Source organism: uncultured Psychrobacter sp. (assembly GCF_947500265.1).
Taxonomy (GTDB): Bacteria; Pseudomonadota; Gammaproteobacteria; order Pseudomonadales; family Moraxellaceae; genus Psychrobacter.
Map to the genome: position 1 here is coordinate 345680 of NZ_CANMRN010000001.1, position 15542 is coordinate 361221.

Consider the following 15542-nt stretch of genomic DNA (forward strand, 5'->3'; position numbering starts at 1 on the left):
GACTCTGATTTTTGGATACATAAAGGAATCTGTATGAAAAATTTTGACAAGGAATATGACTCCATCAGTCGTATTGAGTTTATTCAAAATGATGGGCTGGGTGAGGAGACGATTGTCTTTTTACATGGTATCAGCTCAGGTTCTGATTCTTGGTCAAACCAAATAGATGCCTTGGCAACTAATGGGTCTGTTTTAGCGTGGAATGCACCTGGATATGGCAACAGTAAGCAAGTTGAACAAGAGGTGCCTACTGCGCTTGACTACAGCCAGCGTCTGTTGGCGCTTCTCGAATCAAAAAATATTGATCGTATCTATCTCGTAGGCCATTCCTTAGGTGCGCTTATCGCTGCAGGTTTTGCCTCTGAATATCCAGGCAAAATAAATAAACTGATCTTGGTCAATCCTGCTCAAGGCTACGGAGAGTTTGAGCAAGCAAAGCAAGATGAGGTTGCCAATGTGCGTCCAAAGCTTCTGCGTGAATTGGGTGGTACAGAGATGGCGAGGCAGAGGAGTAGTGCCTTGTTATTCGATGCTAGCAATGACAAGGTTGCGCTGCTCGAAAAAGTAATGGAGGACATTACGATAGAAGGGTTTGAAAAAGCATCACGGTTATTGGCGCATGACAGTATCCACCATTATCTAGCAACGATAGACAAATCTGTCGACTTAATTTATGGCACTGAGGATGGTATTACCACCCCCAAGATTATGTTTGAGATTGCAGCACGGCATAAAAATATCACCTTGCATGCTATTGATGCCGCCAGCCATTTATCGTACTTGGATCAGCCAGAGCGTTTTAACCAAGTACTTCTCTCCATTATTAAAGGTGATGATTTATGAGTTTTAAAGTAAGAGATAAGGTAGTCATCATCACTGGTGGCTCCTCTGGTATAGGACTTGAATTGGTCAAGCTATTCCTAGCAGAAGGTGCCAACGTCGCTTGGTGTGGTAGAAACCAAGAAAAGCTTCAATCAACCTTCGACGCGTTGAGTGCAGAATACGACGCAAACCAGATGTTCATTCATCAATGCGATGTGCTCGACAAAGAGCAGGTAGCAGATTATGTCGCGTTAGTGATCGAAAAATTTGGCGCAATTGACATGCTTGTGAATAACGCCGGACAAGGCAAAGTAGCAGATTTTTTTGCCACCGAAGAGCAAGACTGGGTTGATGAGCTTAAATTAAAGGTTTTTAGCGTGGTGAATATGATTAATGCGACGTTACCACATCTAAAGCAGTCCGATATTGCGTCGATAACCAACGTGAACTCTTTACTAGGTCTAAAGCCAGAAACGCACATGGTAGCAACCTCAGTCGCCAGAGCAGGCTTATTGAATCTAAGTAAGAATCTCGCTAATGAGCTGGTCAAAGAAAACATTAGAGTTAATTCTATATTGATTGGGTTGGTGGAGTCTGGGCAGTGGCGCAGACGTTTTGAGGAACGATCAGACCAAAGCAAAAACTGGCAAGAATGGACGGCCCACGTCGCTACCAAAAAGCAGATTCCACTTGGCCGTCTAGGTAAGCCCGAGGAGGCAGCTTACGCACTTCTGTTTTTGGCATCGCCATTATCCTCTTATACCACAGGATCAGTTGTTGATGTCTCTGGTGGCTTGAGCAAAGAAATATAAAAGATATAAACAGGAGTAAGGCATGAAAAGCGTGATGTTCATAGGCTACGGATCAATGGCAAAAAAAGTACATGAGATGTTGCCTCAAAATATCGTTTTATCAACGGTAGTTGCCAGTCCTAAAAGCGCAGAGAGTATCAAGGCGGAGATAGGCGACTCTATCGAGGTGATTACTTGCGTTGATGATTTAACTAACATGCCTGATTTGGCCATTGAGATGTCAGGACAAAATGGACTCAAAGAACATGCCATCAAGATTTTAGAGAAGTGCATACCCCTTGGTATTGTCTCTGTCGGGGCGTTTACCGATGAGACGTTTGCCGTCGCACTTGCTGATGCTGCACAAAGAAACGGGGTGAATATTCGTATCTTAGCGGGTGCCGTGGCTGGCATTGATGGTATCAATGCGGCAAGTTTGGCGGGACTGGACCGTGTAGTGTATCAAGGCAGAAAGCAGCCAGACAGCTGGAAGGGCAGTCATGCTGACCAGCTTATTGATTACGATCATTTAAAAGAAGCAACGGTTTTCTTTACAGGCACTGCGAGAGAAGCGGCGGCTTTATTCCCAGCCAATTCAAACGTTGCTGCCACCATTGCGCTGGCAGGTGTTGGTCTTGATCATACGACAGTAGAGCTAATCGCTGATCCAGCACTTGAACACAATATTCATCATATCACCGCTGAAGGCGTATTCGGTAAGCTTGAGATCAGTATGACTGGATTACCCTTAGCCGAAAACCCTAAGACTTCAAGTTTAGCAGCCTTTAGTGCTTTGCGCTTGTGCTGTCAGATTGACCAAACCTTACAAATATAAAGCGCCATTAATGTGAGAAACCTTATGAAAAAAATATTTATTGCAGGTAAGTGGAAGCTTGGTGGTGGCAAACCGTCAAAAAGTTATTACCCAGCCGATCATTCAGAAAATGCGGAAATATCAACCGCAAGTTTGGATGATGTCAATGAAGCCATTTTAGCGGCTGATGCTGCTTGGAGACACTCAGACTGGCGCGACACATTACCCTCAGAAAAGGCCACCATTTTATTTAAAGTGGCAAACCTATTAGAAGATAAGAAAACATTTTTAGCCAAACTGCAAACCCGAGATAATGGTAAGCCGATCTCCGAAACCATGGGTCTGGTAAATAGTGCGATTGCCACGACTCGATATATCGCCAGTTGTCTTGAAACCTTAGACAACGAGCTGACCAATCAGCGCATCAAGTCTGTCTTGACGTTCACCACTTATGAGCCGTTAGGGGTAATTGCCGCGATCACACCATGGAACTCTCCAATTGCATCAGAGATACAAAAAATCATACCCGCGCTGGCAGGGGGCAATGCCGTTATCCTAAAACCTGCTGAAGCAACCTCTCTTATCGCCCTTGAGTTGGCGACGATATTTGAAGAGGCCGGCTTACCAGCAGGTTTATTTAGTGTGTTGACTGGTAAAGGCTCTGTCGTTGGAGAAGCGATTGTCAAACATCCGCTGGTACAAAAAATTTCTTTTACTGGCAGTACCAGTACGGGTAGACACTTAGCGCATGTGGCAGCTGAAAAGCTTATTTCTACGTCCTTAGAGCTGGGTGGTAAATCCCCTACGATTGTCCTTGAAGATGCCAACGTTGATATTGCAGTAAACGGTGTGATTTACGGCATTTTCAGCTCATCGGGCCAAGCTTGTATTGCAGGCTCAAGACTATTTATTCATCAGAGTATTTACGACAAGTTTTTAGATGCTTTGATTGAGAAAACTAAGAAAATCATCGTAGGTGACCCAGAAGCACCCAACACACAAATGGGGCCTTTAGTCAGTGAAGCGCATCTTAATACGGTTGATGACTACGTCAAAATGGCTAAAGAAGAGGGCGGTAATGTCGTGACTGGCGGCTACAGACTCACTGGCGAAAACTTTGACAAAGGCTCTTACTATGCACCAACTATCATCACCGGGTTAACCAACCAAGCCCAAATCTGCCAAGAAGAGATATTCGGTCCTGTGCTGGTTGCAATGCCATTTAGTGACGAAGACGCATTGGTGGCTGAAGCGAATCAGAGTGTCTATGGTCTTGCCGCTGGTATATGGACAGAGGACTATCGAAAAGCGCTTGATATGGCGAAACGTCTTGAGGCCGGAACAATATGGATCAATACGTATAAAAAATTCTCTATCGCTACCCCCTTTAGTGGGCACAAAGAAAGTGGCGTCGGTAAAGAAAAAGGAAGACTGGGTATTTTAGATTATATGCAAACAAAAAGTATATTTCTAAACCTTGATGAAACACCAAACCCATGGTGTGAAGTCAAATAGTTATATATCAAATAACTATATTTAATACATGTATTAAACAACCAGATTATTAACATACAGGGATGAGATTATGACAGTCAAAGTAACCGTCGGTGAATTAGTAGCGAGAGTTTTGGAAGAACATGGTGTGAGCGATGTTTTTGGCTTGATTTCTATTCATAACCTACCGATTGCCGATGCCATTGGTAGAAGAGATAAAATCAGATTTATTTGTTCACGGGGAGAAGCGGGATGCGTCAACATGGCAGATGCGTATTCTCGATTCAAAGGGTTAGGTGTGGCCATCACCAGTACGGGTGCAGGTTCAGGCAATGCTATTGGCTCTTTGGTTGAAGCATGTAATGCGGGTAGCCCAGTTATTCATATCACAGGACAAGTTGAAAAAGAATACTTGGATCGTGATGCAAGCTTTATCCATGAAGCGGCTGATCAGCTTGGTTACTTAAAGTCCAGTAGTAAAGCGGCTTTTAGAATTTTGAGTCCTGAGCACGCGGTTGGCATGGTGAGAGAGGCGATTCGGGTAGCGACTACTGTGCCCAAAGGCCCCGTCAGTATTGAAATACCGATTGATGTACAAGCGACAACCATTGAGCTACCTACTGAGTTATCGTATGTGGGCGCTATGCAATTACCTGACGCCCATAAGAAAGATGTGGATTTTGTTGCTGAGCAAATCCAATCTGCCAAAAACCCTATTTTATGGATAGGCGGCGGCTGTATCAAAGCGAGTGCTGAGATCGAAAAATTGGCTGACATGGGCATACCTGTGGTGTCTTCCACTCATGCGCGCGGTGTCTTAGCCGATACGCACCCAAGAAGTTTAAATGCGTTTCATAACTCATCCGCAGTCGAAGCGCTCATCACAGAGAGTGATGCTTGCATCGTTATTGGCTCTCGCTTACGTAGTAATGAGACAAAAACCTACTCACTAAAATTCCCAGAAAACCTGATACAGATCGATGCAAGCCCAATGGCGCAGCAAAGAAATTATTCGGTCAAACACTTTTTTTGTGCTGAAGCAAAATCTTTTTTGCAGAATGTCATCCAGAGGTTAGGAGACACATCCAAAATAGATGCAGACTATGATCAGCGTATCAAATCGGCAAAGGACTTTGCCATTAATGCATTGGAGACTCAGCTAGGGCCGTATGCTGATCTGTGCTACTTGTTGCGTAAAGCCTTGCCAGAAGACGGCATATTGGTGAGAGACATTACGATGTCGGGCAGCACGTGGGGCAGTCGATTGTTCCCAGTCAATAAGCCGTTACAGAATATTCATTCTTTGGCGGGCGCGATTGGCCTTGGTCTATCACATGGGATTGGTACGGCAATCGCCAATCCAGACAAAAAAACAGTGGCGTTAGTAGGTGATGGTGGTTTGATGCTAGGTGTAGGCGAGATTGCCACAGCCATACAAGAGAACGCTAATATGGTTTTACTAGTGATGAACGACGGGGGTTATGGTGTCATGCGCGGTATTCAAAAAGAGTACTTTGATGGTAGACAGTATTACAACGAGCTACATACACCTTCTTTCATTGCACTTGGTGAAGCGATGGGTTGCAAATCTTACAAAGCAGACTCTCTAGAAGAGTTTGATATCCATATTAATGAAGCTATGAAACAAGATGGTATGTGTTTGGTTGAAGTCAATATGAATGCGATTGGTCCGCTCAAGTTCGCAGGGCCACCACAAAAGAAATTGTACTAAACATTGATATCAGTTGGTTTTACAAGAAGGATTTTTACTAATTGGATGATAGGAATTTCTCATGACTAAACTAATTTTCAAATCTTTGATTGTGTTAGTGCCAGTATTGTGGCTACCAACAATCACCAGTGCTCAAGCCAAAGTAATTGAACTAAAAAGTGAGGATGGAACTAAGGAGCTAAACGTTGGTGGCGTTATAAGATTTAATCAGCGTTATCAGAGTTGGAGTGAGGATAAGTATAATTCCGATTTAGGCGATCCTGAGTTTGATATTTTTCGTTTAGATGTTGATGGGGAGTACGATGATTTTTATTTGAATAGTAGTTATATCTTTCAAGATGATGATAAAACTTCTATTGAAAAAGCTTATGTAGGCTATAACGTAGATGAAGAAAACAGCGTTGAGGCAGGGTTGGTCTATAAGCCTTTTGCGATTTATCCTTATCCTCAAAATGGCTGGACCTATCATCTACCTTTCTTTTTGGGTTACGGCAACAATATTGCCCCGGGTGTAAATCTAAATCATGAAAGCAAAGATTGGGATATTAAGCTTGGGTATTATCCTGAGATGTTATCTGAAAGTCTTAGATACTCACCTGAAAGTGGGGCTTATAGCGAATTGGATAATACGTTCCCTTTTATGAGCCAGTATGAGAATGAAAAGAAGAACCAATTTAATGCGCGTGTGGCTCGCAAGTTTGAAACAGAGGCGGGTAAGCAGGAAATTGGTATGTCGGGTGCTTATTCCCAATTAGAGAACGGCTTAACCAATGATGATGGTAGCTATTATGCGGTAGGATTACATACCAATAATAATTTTGATCAGTTCAATGTTCAAAGTTCACTTATACATTATAACTATGATGCCAAAAATCCTAGTGGTGTTGATGATAGTATGACATTGATGGGCGCAAATGGATTAACCCCAGCATATTTTATTGCCTCAGAAGGTACCGTCGGTAGTTTAAACTTAGCATATACAATCCCAATGCAAGATATGGGTGCATTGAAAGCTGTCAAAGTATATAACGACTACAGTTATCTTAAAAAGCATCATGGTGATTGGGGTGATTCGCAAATGAATACCACAGGTCTGATGTTTATCGCGTCTCCATTTCTGGTTTGGTTAGATCATACTTACGGTAAGAATTCTAATATTATCGGTGGTGCAACCAACAGTACAGGCTTTACGTCAGCCACCTCTGAAAATAGTGATGAATGGCTTTCTAGAATCAATTTAAATGTAGGGTTTAGCTTTTAAAAAGCTGATATTAATGTTGTTACGATTTATATTTATTGATATAACTTTGAACACTATAATCAAAAAAGTTATTCATACTATACATAGTATGAATAACTTTTTTAGTATTCCTTTTTCCTTCTGGGTAACATTAATATTACGTTTGAGAATTTTGTCTTTTCTTATTATTATAAGTTTAGGACTATGTTGCTTATTATCGACAAGCTTGGCTTTATTCATTTTGTGCTATTAACAAATATAAAGTGTTTGCATCATTCTTCCTAAATGTTGTGCCACTACACTAAGATTATCTTTGTTGTTTGCTAGCTTCTTAACGGCTTTTGCTTTAAATTCTATTCTACAAGTACTGATTTTTCTGGTCGTTGTAAACTATTCATTAAAACGTTAGTTTACTCCATGGGTTCTTCAACACAGTTCGTTACCTACACTGCATATTAAATTGAACATAAGGCACAATTAGATAATGGCTACCTTCGCTGCCATGATAACCCGATTTTTCATACCAAGAGATATCCTGCTGATAAAACAGGGTAGTTGTAAAGCCAGTCATCAATAGATGTTGATTACCTTGCCCTTGAGAAGAATATTCTTTAGAAAAAGCTGTTGAAAATTGAGCAACTTGTTGACCTTTAGCCGAGTAAAAGCCATCGCTTTTCCTATCTTGTTTATAGCAAGCGACATCAAACAATCCTAGAATATCATCTCGTGTTTTCGTCCAGCTATCATGGCAAAACGTCTGTTCTACAAACTTGCGACCTGAGTCATTGACCAGTGCGCGCGGCGTCAATACCAGCTCATCCAAACGCATAAATCGATGAAAAGTTAGCATTGAAGGTGGACTAACCGCAGGTAAATCAATTTGCTCAGCATGAGTAAGCAATATGTTAGCTAAGGTAGGGTGATACGTTTTATGATGAAGTAGTAAGCTCAACGTTTGCTTCGCTCGCGTCAGTGCTACATATAACGGTCTATCATGACTATGATCTGCCTGAGCGTTTGAAGATGAGTTTGAGAGTTGATCATCAATGACATAAATATGATCAAACTCCATCCCTTTCGCACTATGATAAGTGATTAATATAACCTGTGTTTTATCATCGTATAGAATAGACTCTATCGCTTGTAATACCTGCTCATAAGTCACGTTTTCCATATCTTGAGTGCAACTGATAATTGCTTCCCAAGCTTTATCTAAATGGTTTAAGCCCCGCTTAACCCGCCAGCATTCCAAAAATTCAGCAACATTACCCTCAATAAAGTCTAAACGTTTCGCGCTCAAATCTTTAAATAACGCTTGTCCTATAAAACTATTTATGGGAGTAACTTGCTCATTTTCATTATAGCGCTGACTACTAATATTTAGAGCTTCAAGGTAATGCTGTATGGCATCGAAATATGACCATTTAGGGGCTAGTACAGCTATGGTTTCTGGCACTGCATTTTTTTGTTCATTACTTGCTAAGCGCTGCTCAATATCAGACGCGATCCATGCTGCCATGTCAACGCCTTTGGTCTGCTGGTAGTAGCCATAACGAATAGGACTATTAGGATAGGGTTTAGTCGCTTTGATGCTATGCTCAGCCTGCTTTAGACGCTCACTACTTGGCAATGTAGTAGCTATAAACTCATTGGCAAGCTCGACTATATTATTAGCACTACGATAGTTATTGAGCAGATAGTATTTTTGTTCAGTATTAACATGATAGTTGTCTGCAAACTGCTGAATATATTGAATGCTAGCGCCACGAAAGGCGTATAGGTTCTGGTCGTCGTCACCAACCACCATCAAATAGCCGCGCTGCTCAAAGTTATCATCAGTAGCATCACTATCAGCATCTATAGCAATATAGCTATCATCGGTGTCGCTATTATTGTCATCTTGTGTTTGTAGATCTGCTAATAGGCCAATCATTTGATACTGATATTCATCGATATCTTGAAACTCATCGACCATGATGTACTGAAAGTGTTGCGGCCGCTCTTGTAGTTGACTGATGGCCTGCTCAATCATCCACTGATAGCGAGCATTATCACGGCGCTTTTGTAAGTTTTTCTCTTGGCTTAAATGCTCAATGCGCGTAGCAATCTCATCAAGCGCGGCATCGGGTGCGTCTTTTTCACTCAGTCCTGTAATTTGCCGTGCCAGCCCATGGAATGTCTGAATGGTAACATTGATCGCATGATAACCAATCAAAGCCAGTAAGCGCGATCTTAGTTCAGCTACCGCCAAACGGTTATAAGCCAATATCAAAATCTTCTCAGGTTTGATTTCTTCTATCATTAATAGATAAGCGACTCTATGTACCACCACGGTGGTTTTTCCAGATCCTGGACCAGCCAGTACCATGGCCGCACGGCTTGTTTCTTTGATAATTTGTACTTGAGTGTCACTAAAATATTTAGGCAAAATCTCTTTTTCATAATCTTTGATATAAGGTTTATGCACATCGATATCGTTGTTAATATAGGTTTTAATGACTTCCGATAGAGGCTGGGTAAAGTAGTCCTCAATCAACGCTTTTTGGACATCAGCGTCTGCCTGTAACCAAAAGCTCAGCATATGGATGCGAGCGCAGCGATCTTGATAATGGGTTTGCAAATATTGATAGGCGTTTTCATGATACTTTGACGTGGATTTTCGGTGTTTGCCAATAAAGAAAATAGCATCTTGCGTATCGTCTAAGCGGCTAAGCTCAATCAGCTCCAAGCGCTGTAATTGCTCAAGTTGGGTTAAGATAGTATCAGGATCGCGCTGTAGCTTCTGGGCTAAAGTATCTAGATGAAACTCTTTACCATCGCCATCTTTTTTATCAGGTAGGGCAGGTAGTAGATGCTCTTCATATAAAGGTGTCAAATCTGCTACGAGCACTTTTGCATAGCGAACCCAGCTTTCCCAATTGTCTGGCAGATCCTCATCAATTAGCCATAACTTAGTCCTATTTGTGGAGGAGACAAACACTTGGGTCGTACCATGATTGCGTGTTTTTAAGATACCTAGTGCTCGAAACATAGGTAGAATATGACGTTTACTCGATAAATTATGGCGCTGCTGAATCAGCCAGTTGTCGAGTGCTTTGGTATTGAGCTGGGTGGTGCCTTGCATTTGTATCGCTTCAGTGCCATTTAGCGCGCCATAACTGCTATTTAGACATTCCTCTAAAGCAGTAATAATACGGCTTAAGCGATTAAGTTCACCTTTTAAATAGCGGTGTGTATATTTTAGTCGTACACGTACCACAACTTGCCACTGAGCATGACCTTGATTGACCAACTCACGTAGCCCTTTTAATAGTGACTTAACAGAATAGCCAAGCGCCAGTGCCAATTCAGGTAAATGATAGCGAGTCAGGCCAGTATTGTTATCGTTGTTAGAGCCTTCGTCACTGCTATGCTTAGCACTAACTATGTTTGTTGTCGCCGTGTTTAAGGTATCATCCGCAAGCTGCTGTAATTGAGCATAGAGCTTAGACATATTAGTATGTTGGCTGGCAGGCGATTGGCTTGAGAGTTTGATACTGATCCAAGCCGGTTGCTGGTCTTTTTCAGTCAGTAATCCGTAACGCTCGAGCGCCAATAAAGCCACTCTTACTTGGGTATTAAGTTGTTCAGTCTCGTCATCTGGTGCAAGTATAGGCGCTAGTACACTGCTAGGGAACCATTGATCTTGCATGGGTTTACTGAGAGCTGGACGTATGGCTGTCCAACAGTCTCTTAAGGTATTTGTATTTGGTATGCGTGACTCACGCTCTTGGAAAAACAAAGCTTCAATATCTCTTTGACCCCATAGCATATATGCTGCGCCGACCTCATACGACTTACGTGCTGCACGGCCAATCTCCTGAATATAAGACTCAAGGTTATTCGGCGGCCCACTATGGATAACAGTATGGATGCCCTCTTTATCAATGCCCATGCCAAAAGCATTGGTACAGACCACTACGTCTAGCTCATCATTTTTAAATTTTTCAAGTACACTCTTTTTCTGCCCCTCATTTAATTTAGAATGATAGGCGGCGGACACTAAGCCTTTTTGGGCGAAATCGTCAGCATATTGATCACAGCCTTTACGGTTACGCAGATAAACTATAGCCACGCCTTTTTCAGGATGTTCTGGATATTGGTTTTCGTACCAAACTTTGCGCTCATTTATAATTTTATAGATATGCGCTTCACGCTCGTCCTTGGCTGCTTCTATAAAATGCGCAGTAATATCGTCACGCCAAATCTTAAGGCTTTCGATAGGGGTGCCATATTGCACCAAAGTTTTATTGTCAGTTAAGGCAGTAAGCTTATCTACCAGCTCACTTTCTAAATCATCTTTGACACGTGTAGAGGCTGTGGCGGTCACTAAGCTTATGGTAGGGGGCAAGAATTCCGATGCGTTACTGCTAGTATTTGTTCTAGATGCGTTAGTATTGTCCTGATCAGATATCATTTCTAACATATCAAGCTGAAGCTTACCCTCTTTAATGTCGCTCTGGCGCTCAAGCTGCTTTGTAAAGTGTTCTCGAAGCTCGTCGCTATAACATGCCATCATGTGATCGGCGATACGCAAAAAGTCTGGGCGAAAATCAGTGCCCCATTGGCTAAGCGTATGCGCCTCATCTAATACCCAAAATGCTGGTGGGCGATTTTTGAGTAGTTGACGAATACTATGTGTACGTAGCCGCTCTGGACTCATATAAATAATATCAATATCGCCTTGCCAAATACCGTCTAAGATGTCTTTTTGGGTTTCTATGGACTGTCCTGAAGTCAGATAAGCAATACGGTTGGCGTAGTCTGGTAAATCAGTATGCAAGTTGACAACTTGGTCTTCGATTAATGCCTTTAAAGGCGATATCACTACGGTCAGCTGACGTTGGCACCTACTTAATATCAGTGCAGGTAGCTGAAAGGTCAAGCTTTTACCGCCACCTGTTGGTAATATGCCAAGAGGAATGTCTTTATTCATCAGCACTGCTTTGACAATAGACATCTGTCCTTCGCGCAAATGCTCAAATCCAAAAAAGTGATGACACTGTTGATTAATCCAATCTTCACTCGGTTCATGCAAATGCCAAAAAGTATTTTCAGCTTGGCTAAAACTATGTCTGTGGAAAGGATGCTTGATAAGCCATACTGGACGGCGTGCTTGTGGCTTATCAAAATATCTTAGCCAGTTAATAAAGGTGGCTAAACCAAGATGTTGCCATAATGTTGAGTGCTCTTTATCATCATTGCTTATATGAGTATTGCCCATATAACTTTCTAATAGGTTGATAAGATCAGTTCGATTTCCTGCGGGCAAGTTGTCAAAGATAGCTTTTATATCAAAGATATTATCTTCATCTATAGCAAAGTAGCTTTGACGGCTGAGCGTGTGTAAATGCAAAAGCTGTGGTAATAGCTTGTGCAGTAGTATTTGCATATTGGTAGGTAGGATTTGCCACGCCTGTGTGCAAAGCCCAAATACACAGCGACTTTCTAAGCAGTCAAGGACTGGGTTATTATAATCGACATTGGCTTTGTAGAGCTTAGCCAAGGCGTGGCTAGGCTGGTGCGGAATAAATAGGCAGCTCAGTATCAGTGTATCCCAAGCTTTTGCTTGCCATCGAAGCAGTTTGTCAGAACCGTCAAGCTGGCTTGTTAATAGCGTGTGTTTATAGCTAGTGGTTGATAATGTGTCGTTTAATAGCGAATATAGGTGAGGTAAATCAAACTCAATTAAATGGTGGCCACCTAAAAAATCAGCTTTATTTAATATTTCATAAATGACATCTGACTGTTGTCGAAACTGCTGAGCATTAAAGTGCCAATAGTAGTCGTTGATTAAGAAAGCACCATCTATCAGTGTCTCATTTTTAGGGTTGATTTCCAAATCAAGCCATAGAGTTTGTTGTGGGTTCAACTTTGAGAGGAGTTCAGATGCACTCTGAACGGCTGTTAATTTCTCTATATACTTCGCTGCATTGAGACGTAGAAACTCCGGTAAGCTGCTAGGTTTTGATGTTTGGATATCTGCTGTAGATGGAAGTGCGCTATTTATGGGATCAGAAATATCGTTATGACTGTTTTGAGGACTAATCTGCCCAGATATTCTGGAAGGTGAAAAAGAAGTAGGCTGGATAAAATCGGGTAGGTCTGACATGTTTTCAGCTTCTAAGTAGTAGGTAAATAAACGAACTATAGTATACAATTCTCTTTATCTTAGCCAGAGTCATAATGGGCGAGCACTTGCAAGTATTATCATATTCTTAATAAACCCTAATATTAATAACAGCATCTAAGTAAAAACCAAAGTACTAAGCACTAAATATGGTGCTAACGCTGCGTACTATATATGGTTGGCATCATATTTTTTGATTATTAAGATGTGCTTACTTTCAATGCTTAATCAGAGAGTCTGCACCTTAGACGCGTGGTTAAATAAGACTTTTGATAAGGAATTATTGCGATCAAAATTATGTGGCTATTCATCAATCAGATAGATAGAAACATCAATTTTAGTTTATTATTATTCATAATTGATATATTACGCGCTAGTTGCACAAGGATAGATAGCAAATTTTGTCGCTATCGATGTGAAAACTGCCAACTCAAACTTTGGCTCTATCTGCCAAGTAGAAATGGCAAAGTATATAAAAGGTAAGCTGATAAATACCTACTGTTACTTGAACTAAAAACTCTTGTCATGTATCTAAAATTAGTTGACCACTACAGTTCAACTACTGTAAATAACTCGCTAAATAATTTAAATAATAAGGAATATAATGACAAATGACATTATTCACCCAGTTCACCAGCTATATAATACATTTATTGAAGAATGCTTATTGAAGAATAATTCAATCCTCACTAATGAAGAAGACATATTTACATTAGAAAATTTGAAGAAAGTAAAAATCTGTTTTTTGGACTCACCTATAGAAGATAGCAATCAAGATTTTTGGCAAAAAATTAAACAGCAGTTTGAGCATGCAGATTACGAAACAAAGCTTTGCTTTGCTCATCTAAATTGGCTCTGGAGCTTACCTGCTCATGACATAACTGCTGATACCAAAGAGAAAACACCTATCTGGATATTGGGTGAAGAAGTAGACATCCGTCGCTTTAATGAATGTAGGCGAGAAAATTTTTTCCCTAAGTATGGTGTAGGTTCAACAGGTCAGTATCATAAAACTAATAAACCTGTAGAGTTAAACTACTTATTGATTCTCTGCATAACACTTAAAGAGAAGGTAGATAATGGAGGGTTTGATAAAGAAGCCATAAATGCTTTCATTATTGAAAACGCTGACATACTTTTTGAGGAAAATACTTACAGCATTGGTGAAGCAGAGTATCGACAACTAAAAAACAAAACAATCGCTATGCAAAGCTTAATGCTTCATTTAGCAAATCCTGACAAATATGAGCCCATAGCTTCAAAGCAAGATAAGCTAGCGATTAAGCAACACTTTGATGCTTTGATAAAAGATTTACCAGGATTAAAAGAAGATATTAATCTTGATGAAGAGGTTTCACTGATCAAAGAGCAGTTAGTTATATCGCAGCAAGAGCTACAGTTAGACTTCAAAAATGGGTTTAGCTTCTATAATGATCAGCTTTGGCATATTTGGAACAAGGGCATACATAATCTATCAGATGACCTGATGGCATTGCAGTATAAAAAAGCGATAGTATATTATGGCCCCCCAGGCACAGGAAAAACACACTCTGCAAACGCCTTAGCTGAATCTTTAATTGCTATTCATTTTTTACATAAAAAAGAAAACTTACAGCGCTTCCTTAAAGATAAAAAAACTGTTGTAGATGGCCGAATACATCATCTTCAATTTAATCCAAATACCTCTTATGAAGATTTCATAGCAGGCTACCAACTAAAATCAACCCCTGATGGCTCGGAAACAGTTCCTGTCGAAGGCCAATTGTTCAATATTATCGAAAAAGCAAACCAAGAAACTGAAACTACTGACAAAGATAACAAAATAAAGCTACCTCATGTACTCATTTTAGATGAGATAAATAGGGTGGATTTATCACGTGTGTTTGGGGAGTTGTTCTCTGCTATGGAGTATCGGAACAAACCTATCGAAACTGCAATTAAAGGTATTACACTCATTATTCCTGATAATTTATACATTATCGGAACCATGAATGAAATTGATTTTTCCGTAGAGCGTATGGACTTTGCTTTACGCAGACGATTTTTGTGGAAGTTTAAAGGCTATGATAAAGACGTTTTATTTAATATGCTCAGTCAGAATTCACATGACAAGCTATCAGAACATATTGAAGGATTTGTAAATGACTGCACTTTATTGAATGAATATATAAGTACAAAAATAGATGAGCTGGGCGTAGATTACCAAATTGGGCATACTTTTTTTGCTGAGTTACCTAAGATTTATGAACAAAACGCCAATTTGACAGGTAAAAGTAGAAACACGTTGAAGTTATACAAAGAAGCACGAGATATTTTATGGAATTTTTCAATAAAACCTATGTTAGAGGCTTTTTTAGGCAATACGGACAAAAAGATGGTACAGAAATATTTAACTAATGCTAAGAAATTTTTTACTCATGCAAAGTGATATTTGCACCATAAAAGTCAGGGATTGCTCGTATATTGATATAGAGGCAAAT

Annotated in this window: 8 protein-coding genes; 7 read left to right on the top strand and 1 reads right to left on the bottom strand. The window is 40.6% G+C overall.

Annotated elements, in window-relative coordinates:
- The first annotated feature begins 33 nt into the window (after positions 1 to 33).
- The 6 genes from Q0788_RS01455 to Q0788_RS01480 all read left to right on the top strand — a co-directional run bounded on the left by Q0788_RS01455 (position 34) and on the right by Q0788_RS01480 (position 6914).
- Positions 34 to 843, top strand: a complete 810-nt coding sequence (locus Q0788_RS01455; RefSeq protein ID WP_298807390.1) for an alpha/beta hydrolase — start codon at positions 34 to 36, stop codon at positions 841 to 843.
- On the top strand, positions 840 to 1634 hold the full coding sequence (locus Q0788_RS01460) for an SDR family oxidoreductase (RefSeq protein ID WP_197130877.1): 795 nt from the start codon (positions 840 to 842) through the stop codon (positions 1632 to 1634). Before Q0788_RS01455 ends, Q0788_RS01460 begins: the two co-directional genes overlap by 4 nt.
- Before the next feature lie 22 nt (positions 1635 to 1656).
- On the top strand, positions 1657 to 2448 hold the full coding sequence (locus Q0788_RS01465) for an aspartate dehydrogenase (RefSeq protein WP_298807392.1): 792 nt from the start codon (positions 1657 to 1659) through the stop codon (positions 2446 to 2448).
- A 24-nt stretch (positions 2449 to 2472) separates the two neighbouring features.
- Complete coding sequence (locus Q0788_RS01470; protein ID WP_298807393.1) at positions 2473 to 3942, top strand: aldehyde dehydrogenase; 1470 nt, start codon at positions 2473 to 2475, stop codon at positions 3940 to 3942.
- A gap of 70 nt (positions 3943 to 4012) precedes the next feature.
- Entirely contained in the window at positions 4013 to 5653 is a 1641-nt protein-coding gene (locus Q0788_RS01475; protein ID WP_298807394.1) for a thiamine pyrophosphate-binding protein, read from the top strand.
- 61 nt (positions 5654 to 5714) lie between these two features.
- Entirely contained in the window at positions 5715 to 6914 is a 1200-nt protein-coding gene (locus tag Q0788_RS01480) for a hypothetical protein (protein ID WP_298807395.1), read from the top strand.
- 418 nt (positions 6915 to 7332) lie between these two features.
- Here Q0788_RS01480 and Q0788_RS01485 read toward each other — a convergent pair whose 3' ends face one another.
- Positions 7333 to 13044 carry a UvrD-helicase domain-containing protein gene (locus tag Q0788_RS01485; protein ID WP_298807396.1) on the bottom strand — a complete coding sequence of 1904 codons (5712 nt, stop codon included), beginning with the start codon at positions 13042 to 13044 and terminating at the stop codon, positions 7333 to 7335.
- Positions 13045 to 13666: 622 nt separating this feature from the next.
- Between Q0788_RS01485 and Q0788_RS01490 the strand changes: the two genes are divergently transcribed.
- The gene (locus tag Q0788_RS01490) at positions 13667 to 15490 is read left to right on the top strand and encodes an AAA family ATPase (protein WP_298807397.1); all 1824 of its coding nucleotides are present in this window, start codon (positions 13667 to 13669) and stop codon (positions 15488 to 15490) included.
- Positions 15491 to 15542: the final 52 nt, after the last annotated feature.